This window comes from Pseudomonas sp. G11, assembly GCF_029457515.1.
GTDB lineage: Bacteria > Pseudomonadota > Gammaproteobacteria > Pseudomonadales > Pseudomonadaceae > Aquipseudomonas > Aquipseudomonas gorinensis.
In genome coordinates this window covers 2650111-2666524 of record NZ_CP120377.1, presented here as the reverse complement: position 1 = coordinate 2666524, position 16414 = coordinate 2650111, and the positions used below count along the sequence as shown (strand labels likewise).

Sequence of the window (16414 nt, the reverse complement as noted above, 5' to 3'; positions counted from 1 at the left end):
GTTGGCATGAACGACACTATCGAACGCCTGGCCGACGGCACCTTGGTCTTTCTCCCAGAGCGACTCAATCGTGATCCCGCCGTATTGCGCGGGTTGACCAATGATGAGATGTGGGTAGCACTCGGCACCGGCGCCGTCATTGGCCTACTGCTGGGCGTTCCTCTAGCGATTGCCACCGCTTCCATTGCCGTAGCGCCGACCGGCATGATCGCATGCATGGCGCTGGTGCTATTTGCCGGTGGCACGCTACTGCGCCGGGCCAAACGGGCTCGCCCCGAGACCTGGTTGTACCGCAAACTCGAATGGGTACTCGCCAGCCGTTGGCACTTGGGGCGCGGAAGTTTGATTCTCCACTCCGGCGCCTGGACGGTTCGCCGTTCGCGTCGACTGCGCCCTGCCCTGTCCCGGTGGCAGCCATGAGCCGATTTCGAAACAAGGTCGATGCCCAACGGGCCCATATCTTCAGCCTGCGTCTGGCGGTAATGATCCTTGCCCTGGTCTGTGCCGGGCTCTGGTACGGCTGGCGTTCGGCACCGACCGATCTGACCGTGCATGTACCCCCAGATCTGCGCTCGGGCAGCACGCGCAAGTGGTGGGATATCCCCTCAGAGAATGTCTATGCCTTTGCACTGTACATCTTTGGCCAGCTCAACCGCTGGCCCTCGGATGGCGAGAAGGATTATCGTCGCGCCATCTATGGCTTGCAGTCCTACCTGACACCCGCCTGCAAGGCCTTCCTCGACGGTGATTATGAGTACCGCAAGGCCGCAGGCGAACTGCGTCAGCGAGTGCGTGGCGTCTACGAAATTCTGGGCCGAGGCTACAGCGAGGATCCTGAACTCCGGGTCAAGCAACTCGACCGTGACAGCTGGCTGGTCAAGCTCGACCTCAACGCCGATGAATATTACGCCGCTGAACCGGTGAAACGGGTGGTGGTGCGCTATCCATTGCGCGTGGTGCGTTTTGACCTGGATCCCGAGCGCAACAAGTGGGGGCTGGCACTGGATTGCTATCAGGGCACTCCGCAAAAAATCTCCCTGCCTGGAGGTGAACCATGAAGCGGATGTCTACCCTGGGACTCACCGTCGTACTGATGCTATGGGGAGCAGCACAAGCCGTCGAACTGATCCGCTGGGAACGCCTCCCCCTCGCGGTTCCGCTGGTGATCAATCAGGAACGAGTGGTCTTTGTCGATGAGGATGTTCGAGTCGGCGTGCCCTCAACCCTGACGGGTAAGCTGCGCGTGCAATCAACCGGCGGCACGCTGTACCTGCGCGCATCGGAAGCCATTGCCCCGACCCGACTGCAACTGCAATCGGTCGCGACGGGCGAGATCATCCTCCTGGATATCGCGGCCACGCCTGGCGATCAACCGCTGGAGCCCGTGCGCATTCTCAAGAATGTTCAGATGCAGGCTACGGAGGCTGAAACCAGCGCCGTACCTGTTCCAGCACGTACGCCGATCCCGGTCGCGTTGACACGCTACGCCGCGCAAAGCCTGTACGCGCCGCTGCGCACCGTGGAGTCCCTGCCCGGTGTACGCCGCGTCCCGCTCAAGCTGCGCACCGAACTGCCGACCCTGCTGCCGACCGAAAACGTGTCCAGCACACCCATCGCCGCCTGGCGACTCGGTGATTACTGGGTGACGGCGGTGAAGTTGCGCAATCGTGGTTCAGCGAGGGTGCAACTCGATCCGCGTCGGCTGCAGGCCACGCTGTTCGCCGCGGCTTTCCAGCATGCTTTCCTCGGACCGGTCGGCAGTGCTGAAGACACCACGATCGCCTACCTCGTCACTCGCGGTGCCGGCCTCGAACACGCCGTGCCGCTCCCGCCCATTGCACGAGGTGCTGACGATGAAAGCTAACGCCTTGCTCAAATGGCTGGTGCCGGCTGCACTGCTGGGCGTGGTGTTGATTATTCTGAAAAGCTGGGTCGCGGGGAGTAGCACGCCCTCTCCAGAGAACCCGGTTGATCAGGGCAACCTTCAGTTATCCGTCGAGCAAGCCAAGTCGCTCGGCATTGCGGGCGATACCCCACGCGACACGGTCGCCACCCTGGTCGGCCAGGTGAAAGCCATGCGCAGCGACATGCTCGGTTTGAAGAAACACAACGATTCGTTGCAAACGGAGAACAACCGCCTGCGGGAGCGGGAAAACAGTGTTGATTCGCGTATCCAGACAGCGCTAGGTAGTGTGACCCAGCAGGTCGACGAAGGCCGCCGACAAGCCAACGAGGCCAGACTCAAAGCGGAACAAGACAGTCACCAGGCTCGCGGTCTGCTGACGCAATTGCAGAACCAATTGTCGGGGCTGACCGGCAAAGGCAAGGACATGCCGATCGGACTGGGGCTTGAGCCGGGCGATGGCGCGCAGTTCGAAGGCCTGCATCCTGCTGTTGATGCGCTGCAGTGGATTGAACCCTCGGATGCTCCGTCCACCAACGCCCGAGGCAAAACCAAGACTTCCTCCGCACTGAGTCTGCCTACCGCCTTCAACTCACTGGAAGACTTGAAAGATAACGCCATTGATCGCAGCCAGAAACAGCTACGGGCGGTCACCCAGGGTGAGCGTGGCCTGACGCGATCCCTTGATCGTACCGAAGGCGCGAAGCCGGTCTACACCATTCCTGAAAACGCCACGCTGATGGGCTCGGTCGCCATGACCGCGCTGATCGGCCGAGTCCCGGTGGACGGCACCGTGAATGATCCCTATCCCTTCAAGGTGCTGGTCGGCCCCGAGAACCTAACCGCCAACGGCATCGACCTGCCGGACGTTGCGGGGGCCGTAATGAGCGGCACGGCGTCCGGTGACTGGACCCTGTCCTGCGTACGCGGACAGGTCGAGTCGATCACTTTCGTATTCACAGACGGCACCATCCGCACGGTGCCTCAGCCGAAGGCAGTAGCCAGCCGCAACGCCTCCACCACCCAGAGTTCGAACACCGACAAGATCCGTGGTGGACTCGGTTACCTGTCCGATCCGTATGGCATCCCGTGCATTGCCGGTGAGCGCCGCTCGAACGCCCAGCAGTACCTCGGTAGCCAGAGTCTGGTCACGGCGGCTGGCGCCGGTGTCGCTGCCTTGCTCGGAGATGAGCAGAGCAATAGCAGCGTGATCAGTTCGGGCGGAAGTACGCTCGGAGTCACCAGCAGCAATGGCAATAGCGCGCTGAATGCAATTCTCAGCGGTGGGGTCAGCGACATCCGCGAGTGGATCAACAAATTGTATGGCGAGGCCTTTGCGGCCGTGTACGTGCCACCGGCCGCCCAAGTCGCACTGCACCTCGACCATGAGATCACCATCGACTACGAGCCCAAGGGCCGGAGCGTTCGCCATGAAAAAGACCAAGCTTCTCTGCCTTACCTGGATTAGTTTGCTCTGCTGGGGTCTGGCGGGGTGCTCCACCGACAAGGAGACGCTGCTGCCCCATGGCGAGCAAACCATGCTGGAAATCTGGAACGGTGCTGGTTCGCAAGGCACTCAGCAGCAACTGCTGGATGCTCGGCAGCAGTTACGCCGCCCGCTGGCTCAGGCAGATGTCTCCGCGGCTCTCCAGGAACCGTACACGCGCACAGCGGCGAATGAGATCCGCAACCTGTTCCCTCGCCTGCCCAGCCCCGATCTGGTGCTGTACGTGTATCCGCATTTGAGTGGTACCGAGCAGGCACCAGTTCCGGGTTACTCGACCGTATTTCCGTTCTACCAACGGGTGCAGTACGCGTTACCGGGTGAACGTCAGGAAGACTTGTAGTGCGTACCAGCGATGCGGGCAACCGCACTCCTGCGCGGAAAGCCTGGCGCCACCCATTGCGCCCTCGCGCCACCTTGGCCGATGAAGCCGCGCTCTATGCGCACAACCCCAGCTTCACCGATCACCTGCCGTGGGTCGAATACCTCGACACCAAGCAGTGTTTTTTGCTCGATGACAATCGCTCGGTGGGCGCGGTGTTCGAGTTGCTGCCCATCGGCACCGAAGGGCGCGAACCCGATTGGTTGATGGCCGCCCGCGATGCCCTCGAGGATGCCCTGCAGGATAGCTTTGACGAGCGGGACCAAGCGCCGTGGGTGGCGCAGTTTTTCTGTCAGGACGACAACGACTTCACCCCCTACCTGACCCGGCTCACCGATTATATCCAGGACAGCGCGCGAGGCACGGTCTTCACCGAGGCGTATTTGGAGCTCAGCCGCCGTCATCTGAAGGCCATCGCCAAGCCCGGTGGTCTGTTTGAGGATAAGGTGGTGACGCGCCTGCCCTGGCGCGGCAATAACCGTCGGGTGCGACTGGTGGTCTATCGCTGGCTTGAGTCTGACGCTGAGGAGACAGGACTCACCCCGGTGCAATCCCTGCATCAGGCTTGCGAACGTATTGCGGCTTCGTTGCAGGCATGCGGGGTGCAAACAACGCGAGTCGATGGCCGAGGTCTGTATGCCTGGTTAGTGCCGTGGTTCAATCCGGCACCCACGCTCACTGATGAAGCGCCCGAGGATTTCTACCGCCGCGTGGCCTATCCGGAGCCGAGCGATGGTGAGTCGCTGGAGCTGCCCTTCGATCATGACTTTGCCGAGCGCCTATTTTTCAATGAGCCGCGTTCGGATGTACAGCGTGGACTCTGGTACTTCGACGATCAGCCCCATCGGGTGATGGTCGTGGACAAGCTACGACGCGCACCGCTGATTGGTCAGCTAACCGGCGAAACCCACAAGGGCGACGCGGTGAATGCCCTGTTCGATCAGGTACCCGAAGGCACGGTGATGAGTTTGACCTTGGTGGTCAAACCGCAGGATGTGCTCGAGGACCAGTTAAACCGCCTGGCGCGCAAAGCCATCGGTGAAAACCTGGCCTCGACCCAGACCCGTCAGGATGTCGAAGAGGCTCGCGCGATCATCGGTCGCCAGCACAAGCTGTACCGCGGCACGCTGGCGTTCTACGTGCGCGGTCACGATGAGCAGCAATTGCACCTGCGCTCGGTCAGCCTGGCCAACGCGCTGCTGGGTGTGGGGCTGCAACCGGTACGCGAAGGCGATGAAGTTGCCGCCTGCAACAGTTACCTGCGTTGGTTACCGATGGCGTACAACCCGGCCCGCGACACACGCAACTGGTACACGCGCCTGATGTTCGCCCAGCACCTGGCGAACCTGGTTCCAGTCTGGGGCCGCAGCACAGGTACCGATCACCCAGGTATCACCCTGTTCAATCGTGGTGGTTCGCCGTTGAGCTTCGACCCGTTATCACGACTGGACCGGGCCATGAACGGTCATCTGCTGTTGTTCGGCCCGACTGGTGCCGGCAAGTCAGCCACCCTGGTCACCCTGCTGATGCAAATCATGGCCGTGTACCGCCCTCGCGTGTTTATCGTCGAGGCCGGTAATTCGTTTGGTTTGCAGGGTGACTACTTCGCGACACAAGGTCTCTCGGTCAACAAGGTCCAATTGAAACCTGGCGCCCCGGTCAGCCTCGCGCCCTTTGTCGATGCCTGGCGTCTGGTTGAGCAGCCGGATCAGGTGGCAACTCTGTCGATCGATGAGCTGGACGATGAGGCGGTAGCCAGTCGCGAGGACCAGCGCGATGTTCTCGGCGAACTGGAAATCACCGCCCGACTGATGATCACCGGCGGCGAGGCCAAGGAAGAAGCCCGCCTTAGTCGAGCCGATCGCAGCTTGATCCGCGAGTGCATTCTCTATGCGGCGCAAACCTGCGTCACCGCGGGCCGTCAGGTGCTGACCCGCGACGTGCGCGACGCCTTGCTGCGCGTCGCCGCAGACCCGCACTTGCCGGAGAAGCGTCGCGAGCGTGCCCAGGAAATGGGCGAGTCCATCGACCTGTTTTGCCAGGGTTTCGAGGGTGAACTGTTCGATCGCGAGGGCACGCCTTGGCCCGAGAGCGATGTGACCATTGTCGACCTGGCCACCTATGCTCGTGAAGGTTACGAAGCCCAGATGTCCATCAGCTACATCAGCCTGATGAACACCGTGAACAATCTCGCCGAGCGCGATCAGTACCTGGGCCGACCGATCATCATGGTCACCGACGAGGGCCATATCATCACCAAGAACCCGTTGCTGGCACCGTTCGTGGTCAAGGGCACGAAGATGTGGCGCAAGCTTGGCGCCTGGTTCTGGCTCGCCACGCAGAACCTTGCCGACTTCCCCACTGCCGCGCAGACCATGCTCAACATGATCGAGTGGTGGATTTGTTTGAACATGCCGCCCGCGGAAATCGAAGAAATCGCACGGTTCAAGAAACTCACGCCGGCACAGAAAGCCTTGTTGCTCTCCGCCAGCAAGGAGCCGGGAAAATACACTGAGGGGGTCGTGCTATCGAAGAAGCTCGAAACGCTGTTTCGGGCCGTGCCGCCAAGTCTTTATCTCGCCCTGGCCATGACGGAGCCCGAGGAAAAAGCCGAGCGCTGGACACTGATGCAGGAGAATGGCTGCTCTGAGTTGGAAGCGGCGTATCGGGTAGCTCAACGGATCGATAGAGCGCGAGGAATAGAACCCGCATAGGGGAATCTATTCAGGCCTTTCGCTCTAAAGCGAGTGATCGGTTATTGCGGTACGCCCCGGAGCCGCTGCTGAATCCTCAACAAGAATCCGGCTTCGAAGGCATCCTGGCAGTCACCGACAGGAAAGGTCTTGCGGGTTTGTGCCAGCTCCCACCACAGGGGAATCTCGCCGGGCGTATCAAGCCAAGCCTGAGCACATTGCACGCCACGTTCGATCATCGAGGCAAACTCGTTGCTCCATGGTGTCAGAAGACTTGGGCAACCATCCGCCGCAGGAATTGAAATGTAGTTTTCGTCCATACACACCCTAGATGTCTGATTTATTGTTAGACGCGGAGTACAGCCTCGAAAATCCTAACGAAGCCAAATGAAAGCTCGATAACAGGCATGAGCATCAAATAGCCTAGATATGCCAATGTAGACTATATCCCGTGGATTGAGAGTCCCTCAAGGCGCAATTTGCGCGCATGACTCAAGACTACGAACAGCTTCGTCTGCAGCTGGCGGAAAACATCCGCTTGATGCGACGCGTGAAAAACCTTACCCAAGAGCAGTTGGCGCTCATGGCCGAGGTGGATCGCACCTACGTCAGTCAAATCGAACGATGCACGGGCAATCCGTCGCTGATGGTCCTGTGCAAACTCGCCAATATTCTCGAAATCACCACAGATCAGCTACTTGCAGAACCCGATACTCTGCGCAGCGCCCTTCACGTCAAATAATAGTCTCACGGCTCACAAATCCGATAGATCCGCCTTCATAATTTCCACTGACAGTCTTCAGTCTGTAATCGAACCTGCCCAGGCCATACACCGAGAGCCTGGATCATGCCTGTTGCCTGCTCGTCAATCTCGCCCACAAAGCTACGGCCCCTGGCGCTGAGTATCCTGCTGGCGTGCGGCCCAAGCGTGGCGCTGGACACCGCCAGCATCACGTCCTCCGTGCTTTCGCAAAACTGCCTCGACTACAGGGTCGTCGGCATTTGTTTCTGGCTGTTCTGCACCCCCTTCGGCTGCACAGTCAAAACCTCGACCAAGGTTCGTCATTTCATTCCTGAACTGGTGGTCTCGAGCTACGCCAACACCGGCGGCAACCCCTGGACCGAGATGGCTGCCCTCTCCGCTCCCATCAGCGGCGCGGAGGGTGGCGGCAACCTGATCACCCCGAACACCCGCCGCGACAACCTGCCCCGCTTCAAGAACGTCGACGGTATCGGCCACCCCGGTGGCAGGATCGCCACGCAACTGGCTTCGCAATCAGGCTACGCCTGCGCCAGCGGCGCAACTGCATTCATGCCTTACTTCCTGAGTACCCTGGACTCACTGGCCTGGCGCGATGGCATCCCGGAAGGTTTCTACCCCGAGTCGCTCATGCCGGGGCTCCGTGAAATCGGTAGTCAGGCCTCGGGAAACATGTGGGGCAACGTTTATCCCCGGCAGGGTTTTCTGGTACAGCCTGACGACTTCAAAGCCGCCGCAGTCATGGCGCAACGGGCCGGCGATGTCATCACCCGTAACGGGCAACCGCATGTGTATGTACCACTCACGCCGGCCAAACGCGACGGTTACTGGCCGCCGGGCCCGATTATTGAAAACGACACCTCAACCCACAAATGGCAGTTGCTCTACCCCCAGGTTCAGCCCACGTGCGCCATCTTCCCCAGCGATCCGGTCCAGAGCGCGGATGGCGGCTATGCCTGGTCGCTGTGGCGTCCTTATAGCTGCTGTAAACGCGAGGGGCAGACCTTCCTGTTCAGCATCGACTTCGAAGGCGGTGCGTCATGAGTCGACTTCGTGCGCAATCATGGTTTGGTCTGGCAAATTTGTTGATCTACGGGCTGCTCGCCATGGCCACGCATGCCCACGCCGCCGAGGGCGATTACCGCCTGGGCACTCAAGGCGAAGTGCTCGATGACCGAGTGATGTACACCATTGGTGGCGGCTCGGCAGTGGGCTCACCGAGCTCGCTCTACCGACCCAGTGGTCTCGGTGTCGGCGGGTCCTGGCGAGCGAACATGATGTGCGGAAACATGAGCCTCACCAACACCCTGCAAAACCAGCTAAACGGTGCCACCGAAGGTTTCCAGCAGATTATGGGCAGCATCGTGCAGAACGCGACCCAAGCGGTGATGTCACTGCCGGCGTTGATCATCCAGCGCGCCAACCCCGGTCTCTATGAGTTGCTGAGTAACGGGGTGATGCAGGGGCGTATCGACTTCGACCGCTCCAAGCTGACCTGCCAGGCCATGGCCGAGAAGATGGCGGACAAGGTCGGTCAGGCCGGCTGGGGCGCGCTGGCTAAGAACCAGGAAATGCAGGGTAATCTGGAGCAAACCGGCGGTGATGCGGTGGCCGCAGTGAAAAACACCGAGGCGCGTAACGGCAACAATGGAGTGTCCTGGGTCGGCGGTTCGAAGGCCGGAGGTAACGGACAGACGCCCATTCGGGTGACCGCCGACGTGGTCCGCGCAGGCTATAACCTGCTGCATAACCGGTCGGTGGATGACGGTGCGTCGATCAGTAGCAACGACTGCCTGGGTGGGGCTATCTGCCAGACTTGGGCCTCGCCGCAAGAGGAATCCGAATGGGCCGTTCGCGTGTTGGGCGAGAGCGAAGTCTCGACCTGCGATAGCTGCGAAACCCTGCGTGCGACCGCTGGCAGCGGATTGACGCCACTGATCCAGGAGGCCTATAACGAGCGCCTCAAGGCCTTGCAAGAGCTGCTGTCTGGCTCGCTGCCGCCTACCCCTGACAACCTGGTGAAAGCCTCCAGCCCGATGCTGCCGGTGACCCGGGGTGTGATCGAAGCGCTGCGCGACGATCCCGACCAGGATCTACTGACACGGCGCCTGGCCAGTGAGACAGCCCTGTCCAGCGTGCTCGACAAGGCGCTATTGCTACTGCGCACTCTGCTGGCGGGCAGCCACGAACCGAACATCGCTTCCGCCGAACCGGCCCAAACCGCCTTGACGAAAAACATCGACGCTCTGGAGCGCGAAATTCGTCTGCTGCAGACCGAACTGCAGGTCCGGCAGATGCTGGCCACCAATACCGCCAGCTTGGTGCTCGATCGGCATGCAGGGGGTGCCGACGCATCACGCACCGTCGAACAAGGTGATCCCGAGCCCCGCCGACTCAATGACGCCGACGCCAGGCGCAAGTGAAGCCATGAAACGCTCACGGCTGTTCACTCTGCTTTCAGGTCTGGGAATTGCCGCGGCGATGATCCTCACCGCCGCATTGGTCGCCTGGATCGGCCGCATTGCGTTGGGTAGTTTCGAGGCCTGGCAGCAGGTATTCGAATCCGTACGACCCTATCTGCGGGGGTGGCGTGCCCTGCTCTACGGCGCCCTCTTCGCGCTCTGGTGGGGTCTGCTTCGGCGCTACCGACATCGACCACAGGATCGACTGCGCGTGAAACGCATCGGGACATTAGGGCTCGTGCTCATTACCTGCGTCGAACTCACCCGACTGTGAGGTCACCACCATGCTCATGAGCACCAACAGCTACCTGGAGTTTTACCTCTCCCTACTGGCCTGGATCATCAACAACGGCCTCTGGAGCGTCCTGTCCGACACCGGACTGTTCGCCGCGCCCTTTGGTGCAATCATCCTGCAAGAATGGCTATCGGCCCGTCAGCAAGGTGCGGATGAAGGTAACAAGGGACAGCTCTCGGTGCCGCGGATCGAAAACCGGTTGTGGCTGGCCTACATCGTTGTGTTGTTCGGCTGCGCGCCGGTCTTTCCGTTGAGCCTCTCGTCAATGACGCTCGATGATGCGGCGAGTCAGCGCTGCGGCGTAAGTGTGGCCAAGCCAGCGGAAACCGCCTGGGGGACGACCTTCAATACCATCGGCGAACGCTCCGCCAACGTACCGACCTGGTGGTTTCTAGTGCATGCCTTGAGCAAAGGGGTAACCGCCGCAGCCACCGCCTCCATTCCCTGCGCACCGGATATTCGGCAGATGCGCATGGAGATCGACAGCTCGCGTATCAACAGCCAGGTACTGCTGCAGGAAGTCGCCGACTTCACCCGCGACTGTTATGGCTATTCCCGTTCTCGGTTGTTTACCAATCGCCCGCAACTGGACAAGGAACAAAGTCACGACGCGTCCTGGATCGGCTCAAGCTATCTTCTCGACACGCCCGGCTACTACGACACGGATCGTTCACGCACACCGCGAATCAGTTGGCCGTATGACGAAAGCCGCGATGTTTCCTTGCCGCGCCTGGAGAATGGCGCGGGCTACCCCACTTGCAAGCAGTGGTGGAGCGACAGCGGTGTTGGCTTGCGCGAGCGGTTGATCCAGCAGGTTGATCCCTCGCTGCTGACTCAGCTGAAAGGTTGGTTGACTGGCCGTTCGAGCAACGAGATCGAAGATGCCACCCTGCGCGAACTGATCAGCCCGCGCCAGCAAACGATGTCCATGTCACCTGGACAGGTGTACCAGGACTATGGCTCTAGCGCTCGTGGCGGCTCAATCAATCAGGGGCTCAATAACCTCGCCACCAATACCGGGTTGGCCCTCGGCTCCTTCAGCAACTTCCCAGCGATGAATGCGCTACGCGCCGCTCTGCCAATGGTGCAGGCCTTCCTCATCATGGGCGTCATCATCAGCTTGCCGCTGATCCTGCTGGTCAGTACCTATCAGCTGAAGACCGTCATGACGGTGACGTTCGCGCTGTTCACGCTGCACATGCTGAGTTTCTGGTGGGAACTGGCCCGCTGGGTCGACTCCAGCATGCTCGATACCTTGTACAACCAAGTTTCGGCGTCCAATCAAGTGTTGTTATCGCTACCCACATCCGGGTTTATGGATGGGACGGTCACGGCGCAGGTAATTGAGTATGTGATGGGGGCGATGTTCATCGTGCTGCCAATGGTCTTTCTAGCAGCAATGAGTTGGGCCGGATATAGCGTAGGTTCCGGCGTAGAAGGAATGCTCAGCAGGGGAACCCAGGCTGCACAGACAGCGAGCGCTAACGGGACCTCTCAGTTGATGAGCGGTGCAAGAGTTGTTTCGGGTAAATGGGGCTCAAAATAACCACGAGGTTACTTCAGTGAACCCCATTTATCGTACCGCTCAGGCCAAGATGTTCTATGCATTGGATCATCGAGATCATCAATACCTGGAGTGTCTGAATCTTGAACTGGGATAGCTGCGAATGCGACGAATGTGCACATCAGCACAAACAACCAGAAACTAACAAAAAGTAATGCTCCGAGCAGCGCCAACTGAGCAATCAGAAAACTCCCGCGAACAAGTAATTTACCTGCAGGCATACCTGCCGTCACCGCACGCTCAGCCACGCGGGACTCAAACGCTTTCAACTTGCGATACCCGCGCTTTATCGACATGCCACAGGTATAGGCCCAGCAGTGGGCACGTGAACTCTGAACAGGTTGCTGAATCGGCATGGTCTCGCCCTCTTCTGAGCGTTTTCATGGTTGAGACAAGAGTAATAGCGTACTACTGAAATCGGCCCGTGCCTGACCGTTTATCAGTTTGCCCCAGCCGAAAAATCTTCACTGGAAGACAGAAGACAAGCTCCGTGAAACAGCGTCTCTACAGTCATTGACCCATACAAATCGTCCGGTTAAATACAAGGTACGGATCGCTGTTATCGACAGCACTTTCCCAGGTAGCCAGAACCTTCAAGGCTACGTCACTTCGATGATGGCTCTCCCCAAGTGCGATTAGCGTTCGGTAGCTCGCACGGTGACCGTTTCTACGGTGATGAACGCCTACTGCTCTCCTGAGCGCCTTTCGAGCTCTGCTCGTCAGGAAAACCCTCTTGATTTTCTTCAACCCACTGCGGGGAAATCTTTTCCCGCACGGGACAGGTTTCTTCGCGTTTTCAACGGAGACATACCATGCCCGACTCACTTACACCGGAAACACTGAACACCCTTCGTTTGCCCATCGTGTTCACACCTGGCGCATGGCAACGCGCAGTACAGCTCGAGCGTTCCGATCACGCTGAGAAGCTGCAGATCGATCGGTTGAGCCACGTATTGCGCGCAGCCTTCGAAGCACACCTGGCCTATCCACAAAAGCCCTATGTGCTGTTCGAGGTAATCCACATTGAACCAACCGATCGCTTAGACCAAGACCCGTTGCTGCAATTGAGTCTGAGCCTACTCCAAGAACCGGGTCAGCCTGCCGCCTTGCTGATAGCGCTTGCAGGAGAACACCAGCGCTAAGCGCAATGGGCGGCGCCCACCTCCACATTCGGACGGCATGCAAGACCTGCATCAATCCAACCATCACCCACCGGGGAACCCTCCCCCGGCGGGCAAGGCGTTCCTTCGTTTTTCTTTCGAGGAAATTGCCATGCGCGATATCTACCAAGACGTAACTGACAAGATCGTTACCGCGTTAGACCAAGGCGTTGCTCCCTGGATCAAACCCTGGTCCTCAAGTGGATCAGCTTACATCGGTCATCAACCCTACCCCATCAATGCCATCACGCGACGTCCGTATTCGGGCATCAATTTACCGCTGCTCTGGGCCGAGGCTAGGTTGCAGGGGTTCAGTCAAGATCGTTGGCTGACGTTCAACCAAGCCAGAAAGGCCGGTGGACACATCCGTAAGGGTGAGCACAGCACCCTGGCGGTGCTCTACAAGCCGATGGAGCGCGAGGAACAGACCGAGTCAGGCCAACCGGTCCTCGATGAGAACGGTCAACCCAAGGTCGCTCACTTTGGCATTCTCAGGACACATTTTCTGTTCAACATCGAGCAAACGGAGGGGCTCGAAATGCTCAATGACACCCTGCTCGAGACGGAACAGAGTGATCCCTTCCAGCCCAACAGTGCTGCGGAAAATCTGCTGTTAAGTTCGGGGGCACAGATCGTTCATCGATCTGCCGACGAAGCCTTTTACCACCCGATCAGGGATCTCATCCAACTGCCGACAAAAGCGCAATTTCACGATGAACGTGGATACTACGCCACCGCACTTCACGAGCTGACGCACTGGACCGGGCATCACGCTCGGTTACAGCGCGAAGGCGTGACGTCAGCCTGTCCGTTCGGCTCGCCAGGCTATGCGTTTGAGGAGTTGATCGCCGAGATGGGCGCTGCTTTTTTATGTGCCTACGCCGGTATACAGGGGGAGCTGCGGCACGAGGGCTACATCGACTCCTGGCTCGGCCTGCTCAAGGCTGACAAACGCGCGATCTTTCGCGCCAGTGGTCAGGCCCGAAGCGCCTCGGAGTATGTACTCAACCTGGAGCAGCAACTGAAGCAGATGGCAATGGATGACTCACGATACATGAACGATGGAGTTTGATGGTTACCTCACCGCTGCAATCGCATCACAGGGCCCAACGCGAGTCGGGCCCTTTTTTCTGCGCCCAGAAAAATCCCCATGCCGCGGGGCACTGATGAAAAGAATCAGAGATGGGCACACACCCCCAGCCTGTCATTCCGCATCCAGGTTCTGCGCCAGAAAATCCACCAGCTCGAGCGGACTCCGGCTGTCGATCACCTTGTAGATCAAATCGCGCTTACTGCGCGGCAACTTCTTGACCACGCTCTTCGCCGAGGCCCTGACGGCTTCGTCGGTCCCATGGATACGTGCCGCGAGCAGCAGCACGAGCGTAGCGTCAGTGAGGTTCATGGCAAGACCCAAAAAATATGCACCGCAGTGTACCGACTCTTTTCTTTCTCGTACCAGCACCCTAACAAAACGATGTCTAGCAGTATCAATATCCCAATTGCCGCACAAAGGGACACGAGCCAAAAGGATGGGGAAGGGTTGGAAGGGAATGGGGAGTCAAGGGTAAGAGCCCTATCCGAAAAGGCTAAAAGGCCACTGATCCTGCCATTTCCCGGGAGGCCACGATGCTCAATCTGTTTCGCCACAAAAGGCAAAAGCCACCTCCGCCACCCACCGTAAAAGTTGCCGAAGGTTACCTGCCCATCGAGTCGTCCCAGAGCTTATTAGCAGCCGAGCACCGTCGACGGTTGCTCGATCGCATCTGGCAGTACACCGCCCTCTCCCATCCGCAGTTCAGCCAGCTCTATTTAAATCCGATCCATCGCTACGCCGAACTGGTCCAGCAGCTTCCAGCCAGCGAGACGCACCATCATGCTTATCTTGGCGGCATGCTCGACCATGGGTTAGAGCTGGTCGCTTGCAGTTTGAAACTGCGTCAGTCATATCTGCTTCCCACCGGCGCCGCGCCCGAAGACCAAGCCGCCCAGACCGATGCCTGGTCGGCGGGTATTGCTTATGGCGCCCTGCTGCATGACATCGGCAAGATCGCCGTGGACCTGCAGGTCGAACGCCAGGATGGCCGTGTTTGGCATCCTTGGCAGGGCCCGCTGGATCAGCCCTACCGTTTTCGCTACCTCAAAGGTCGCGACTACCACCTGCACGGCGCCGCCGCAGGTTTGCTCTACACCCAGATTCTCGACCGCCCGATCCTCGATTGGCTCAGTGGCTTTCCGTCGCTCTGGGGCAGCTTGCTGTATGTCCTGGCCGGCCAGTACGAACGTGCCGGCGTGCTCGGTGAGTTGGTCATTCAGGCCGACCGTGTCTCCACCGCGCAGAATATCGGAGGTAACCCTAGCAAGGCGCTGCAAGCACCGGTTCATTCGTTGCAACACCATTTGGTCAGCGGACTGCGTCATCTGGTTCAGCACGAGCTGAAACTCAACCAGCCGGGCGCCGCGGGTTGGTTGACCCAAGACGCGCTGTGGCTGGTCAGCAAGACGGTCACGGACAAGCTGCGAGCCTATCTGCTGTCGCAGTCGATCGAGGGTATTCCCTCATCCAACATCGCGGTGTTCGATGAACTCCAGTCGCATGGGCTGGCCGAGTCCACCCCGGAAGGCAAAGCCATCTGGACCGCGCTGGTGACGCAGGGAGACTGGGAGCAGAGCTTTACCTTTCTGCGCCTTCAGCCGGCGTTGATCTGGAGGAACGAAGAACGTCCCGAAGCTTTCAGCGGGACGGTGAGCGTGACAGTCGATGACCATCCGACCGACGCTCCGGCATCACCAGCAGCGTCAGAGGCTGTCAGTACAGGATCGCGTCAAAGCTCTTCGCTGAAAGATCCCATGGCGATGGAAGACGCTGACTATCTCGGCACGCTATTGGATATGTTCGAGCTGGAAGAGCCTGAGGTCAGCGACGAATCGTCAGCAAGCACTCTCGAAATCTCAAATACCTCGCTGGATGGCCCAGGTCAGGCATTTCTGAATTGGGTCAAAGAAAGCATCTCGAGCCACAAGCTGGTCATCAATGACAGCAAGGCGAAGGTTCACACGGTGGACGGCACTGTATTTCTCGTGACCCCTGGCCTCTTTCAACGCTATGCGCAGGAGTTTCCTGGTGTGTCTCATGGCACCTGTCAAGAGATCGAAGAATGGCGCTGGGTGCAGAAGCAATTTGAGAAGCTGAAGGTCCACCGAAAGCGCGCTGATGGTTTGAACATCTGGGCATGCAAAGTGCAAGGCCCCAGGAAGAAAACAACTTTGAAGGGATATCTGATTGCGGAGCCGACATCACTTTTAGAATCGATACCACCAAACAACCCGTTTCTTGCGCTTGATGATGGCTAACGACCTCACATAGGGAGCCGTCCAACTCTTTTCTTGGGCACTGCCCATGCAAGGATTGCCTCCCAGACTCTATATTTTTGTCACTTACAATCTAGCTGCAGATCTATCCATGACACGCTCCTCCCGAAGCGTCGGTGTGCCCAACGCAGCGCATCAGCGATCTCTTCAAGCATGTGAGAAATGCAGATTAACTGCCACCCAGATACAGGTATCCATACTGTCATTCTGTTCCGCACTCAAAAACTTGACGTCTACCACGCGCAGGCTCCGCTGTTTAACCCGTCGCCCTATTGACCTCAACTCACAAGCAAGCTGCTGGACCGTACCATCGCGACATCCC

The 16414-nt window shown here is 59.0% G+C and carries 17 protein-coding genes; 14 read left to right on the top strand and 3 right to left on the bottom strand.

The features are described from left to right. The first annotated feature begins 6 nt into the window (after positions 1–6). The 6 genes from P2T68_RS12355 to P2T68_RS12330 are packed head-to-tail and all read left to right on the top strand — an operon-like array spanning position 7 to position 6503. Positions 7–420, top strand: coding sequence for a TIGR03750 family conjugal transfer protein (locus P2T68_RS12355; RefSeq protein WP_159994838.1), 414 nt, complete (start codon positions 7–9; stop codon positions 418–420). After that, a complete protein-coding gene (locus P2T68_RS12350) occupies positions 417–1058 on the top strand; it encodes a PFL_4703 family integrating conjugative element protein (RefSeq protein ID WP_069551354.1) in 642 nt (213 codons plus the stop codon). The genes P2T68_RS12355 and P2T68_RS12350 overlap by 4 nt, the downstream gene beginning before the upstream one ends. Beyond that, entirely contained in the window at positions 1055–1864 is an 810-nt protein-coding gene (locus P2T68_RS12345) for a TIGR03749 family integrating conjugative element protein (RefSeq protein ID WP_159994836.1), read from the top strand. The genes P2T68_RS12350 and P2T68_RS12345 overlap by 4 nt, the downstream gene beginning before the upstream one ends. Continuing rightward, the gene (locus tag P2T68_RS12340; RefSeq protein WP_159994834.1) at positions 1854–3371 is read left to right on the top strand and encodes a TIGR03752 family integrating conjugative element protein; all 1518 of its coding nucleotides are present in this window, start codon (positions 1854–1856) and stop codon (positions 3369–3371) included. The genes P2T68_RS12345 and P2T68_RS12340 overlap by 11 nt, the downstream gene beginning before the upstream one ends. After that, positions 3334–3750 carry a TIGR03751 family conjugal transfer lipoprotein gene (locus tag P2T68_RS12335; protein WP_159994832.1) on the top strand — a complete coding sequence of 139 codons (417 nt, stop codon included), beginning with the start codon at positions 3334–3336 and terminating at the stop codon, positions 3748–3750. Before P2T68_RS12340 ends, P2T68_RS12335 begins: the two co-directional genes overlap by 38 nt. Beyond that, a complete protein-coding gene (locus P2T68_RS12330) occupies positions 3750–6503 on the top strand; it encodes a conjugative transfer ATPase (protein WP_159994830.1) in 2754 nt (917 codons plus the stop codon). The genes P2T68_RS12335 and P2T68_RS12330 overlap by 1 nt, the downstream gene beginning before the upstream one ends. Before the next feature lie 41 nt (positions 6504–6544). On the opposite strand, the gene P2T68_RS12325 is transcribed toward P2T68_RS12330, so the two are convergent. Continuing rightward, positions 6545–6802: a LasR-specific antiactivator QslA gene (locus P2T68_RS12325; RefSeq protein ID WP_034128270.1), complete on the bottom strand. Its 258-nt coding sequence runs from the start codon at positions 6800–6802 to the stop codon at positions 6545–6547. Between the two features lie 167 nt (positions 6803–6969). Between P2T68_RS12325 and P2T68_RS12320 the strand changes: the two genes are divergently transcribed. The 5 genes from P2T68_RS12320 (at position 6970) to P2T68_RS12300 (ending at position 11545) form a co-directional block, all read left to right on the top strand. Further along, the gene (locus P2T68_RS12320; RefSeq protein WP_159994828.1) at positions 6970–7224 is read left to right on the top strand and encodes a helix-turn-helix transcriptional regulator; all 255 of its coding nucleotides are present in this window, start codon (positions 6970–6972) and stop codon (positions 7222–7224) included. Positions 7225–7329: 105 nt separating this feature from the next. Further along, positions 7330–8286 (top strand): TIGR03756 family integrating conjugative element protein, encoded by a 957-nt coding sequence (locus P2T68_RS12315; RefSeq protein ID WP_277379394.1) that lies wholly within the window; start codon positions 7330–7332, stop codon positions 8284–8286. After that, positions 8283–9665, top strand: coding sequence for an integrating conjugative element protein (locus P2T68_RS12310; RefSeq protein WP_074844871.1), 1383 nt, complete (start codon positions 8283–8285; stop codon positions 9663–9665). Before P2T68_RS12315 ends, P2T68_RS12310 begins: the two co-directional genes overlap by 4 nt. 4 nt (positions 9666–9669) lie before the next feature. After that, positions 9670–9978, top strand: coding sequence for a hypothetical protein (locus P2T68_RS12305; protein WP_074844868.1), 309 nt, complete (start codon positions 9670–9672; stop codon positions 9976–9978). A gap of 10 nt (positions 9979–9988) precedes the next feature. Continuing rightward, complete coding sequence (locus P2T68_RS12300; RefSeq protein ID WP_159994824.1) at positions 9989–11545, top strand: conjugal transfer protein TraG N-terminal domain-containing protein; 1557 nt, start codon at positions 9989–9991, stop codon at positions 11543–11545. A gap of 8 nt (positions 11546–11553) precedes the next feature. Here the strand turns inward: P2T68_RS12300 and P2T68_RS12295 are convergent, their stop codons facing one another. Further along, a complete protein-coding gene (locus tag P2T68_RS12295; protein WP_159994822.1) occupies positions 11554–11919 on the bottom strand; it encodes a DUF3742 family protein in 366 nt (121 codons plus the stop codon). Positions 11920–12375: 456 nt separating this feature from the next. Here P2T68_RS12295 and P2T68_RS12290 point away from each other — a divergent pair, with 456 nt between their 5' ends. Together P2T68_RS12290 and P2T68_RS12285 are read left to right on the top strand one after the other, a co-directional pair. Continuing rightward, positions 12376–12705 (top strand): hypothetical protein, encoded by a 330-nt coding sequence (locus P2T68_RS12290; protein ID WP_159994820.1) that lies wholly within the window; start codon positions 12376–12378, stop codon positions 12703–12705. Between the two features lie 130 nt (positions 12706–12835). After that, on the top strand, positions 12836–13795 hold the full coding sequence (locus P2T68_RS12285) for a zincin-like metallopeptidase domain-containing protein (RefSeq protein WP_277379393.1): 960 nt from the start codon (positions 12836–12838) through the stop codon (positions 13793–13795). Between the two features lie 132 nt (positions 13796–13927). Here P2T68_RS12285 and P2T68_RS12280 read toward each other — a convergent pair whose 3' ends face one another. Beyond that, on the bottom strand, positions 13928–14125 hold the full coding sequence (locus P2T68_RS12280; protein WP_007901093.1) for a hypothetical protein: 198 nt from the start codon (positions 14123–14125) through the stop codon (positions 13928–13930). Between the two features lie 224 nt (positions 14126–14349). Here P2T68_RS12280 and mobH point away from each other — a divergent pair, with 224 nt between their 5' ends. Next, positions 14350–16074, top strand: a complete 1725-nt coding sequence (mobH, locus tag P2T68_RS12275; protein WP_159994816.1) for a MobH family relaxase — start codon at positions 14350–14352, stop codon at positions 16072–16074. Positions 16075–16414: the final 340 nt, after the last annotated feature.

Coding starts and splice junctions, on each gene's coding strand:
- P2T68_RS12355 (WP_159994838.1), top strand. CDS start 7: ATGAACGACACTATCGAACGCCTGGCCGACGGCACCTTGGTCTTTCTC.
- P2T68_RS12350 (WP_069551354.1), top strand. CDS start 417: ATGAGCCGATTTCGAAACAAGGTCGATGCCCAACGGGCCCATATCTTC.
- P2T68_RS12345 (WP_159994836.1), top strand. CDS start 1,055: ATGAAGCGGATGTCTACCCTGGGACTCACCGTCGTACTGATGCTATGG.
- P2T68_RS12340 (WP_159994834.1), top strand. CDS start 1,854: ATGAAAGCTAACGCCTTGCTCAAATGGCTGGTGCCGGCTGCACTGCTG.
- P2T68_RS12335 (WP_159994832.1), top strand. CDS start 3,334: ATGAAAAAGACCAAGCTTCTCTGCCTTACCTGGATTAGTTTGCTCTGC.
- P2T68_RS12325 (WP_034128270.1), bottom strand. CDS start 6,802: ATGGACGAAAACTACATTTCAATTCCTGCGGCGGATGGTTGCCCAAGT.
- P2T68_RS12320 (WP_159994828.1), top strand. CDS start 6,970: ATGACTCAAGACTACGAACAGCTTCGTCTGCAGCTGGCGGAAAACATC.
- P2T68_RS12315 (WP_277379394.1), top strand. CDS start 7,330: ATGCCTGTTGCCTGCTCGTCAATCTCGCCCACAAAGCTACGGCCCCTG.
- P2T68_RS12310 (WP_074844871.1), top strand. CDS start 8,283: ATGAGTCGACTTCGTGCGCAATCATGGTTTGGTCTGGCAAATTTGTTG.
- P2T68_RS12305 (WP_074844868.1), top strand. CDS start 9,670: ATGAAACGCTCACGGCTGTTCACTCTGCTTTCAGGTCTGGGAATTGCC.
- P2T68_RS12300 (WP_159994824.1), top strand. CDS start 9,989: ATGCTCATGAGCACCAACAGCTACCTGGAGTTTTACCTCTCCCTACTG.
- P2T68_RS12295 (WP_159994822.1), bottom strand. CDS start 11,919: ATGCCGATTCAGCAACCTGTTCAGAGTTCACGTGCCCACTGCTGGGCC.
- P2T68_RS12290 (WP_159994820.1), top strand. CDS start 12,376: ATGCCCGACTCACTTACACCGGAAACACTGAACACCCTTCGTTTGCCC.
- P2T68_RS12285 (WP_277379393.1), top strand. CDS start 12,836: ATGCGCGATATCTACCAAGACGTAACTGACAAGATCGTTACCGCGTTA.
- P2T68_RS12280 (WP_007901093.1), bottom strand. CDS start 14,125: ATGAACCTCACTGACGCTACGCTCGTGCTGCTGCTCGCGGCACGTATC.
- mobH (WP_159994816.1), top strand. CDS start 14,350: ATGCTCAATCTGTTTCGCCACAAAAGGCAAAAGCCACCTCCGCCACCC.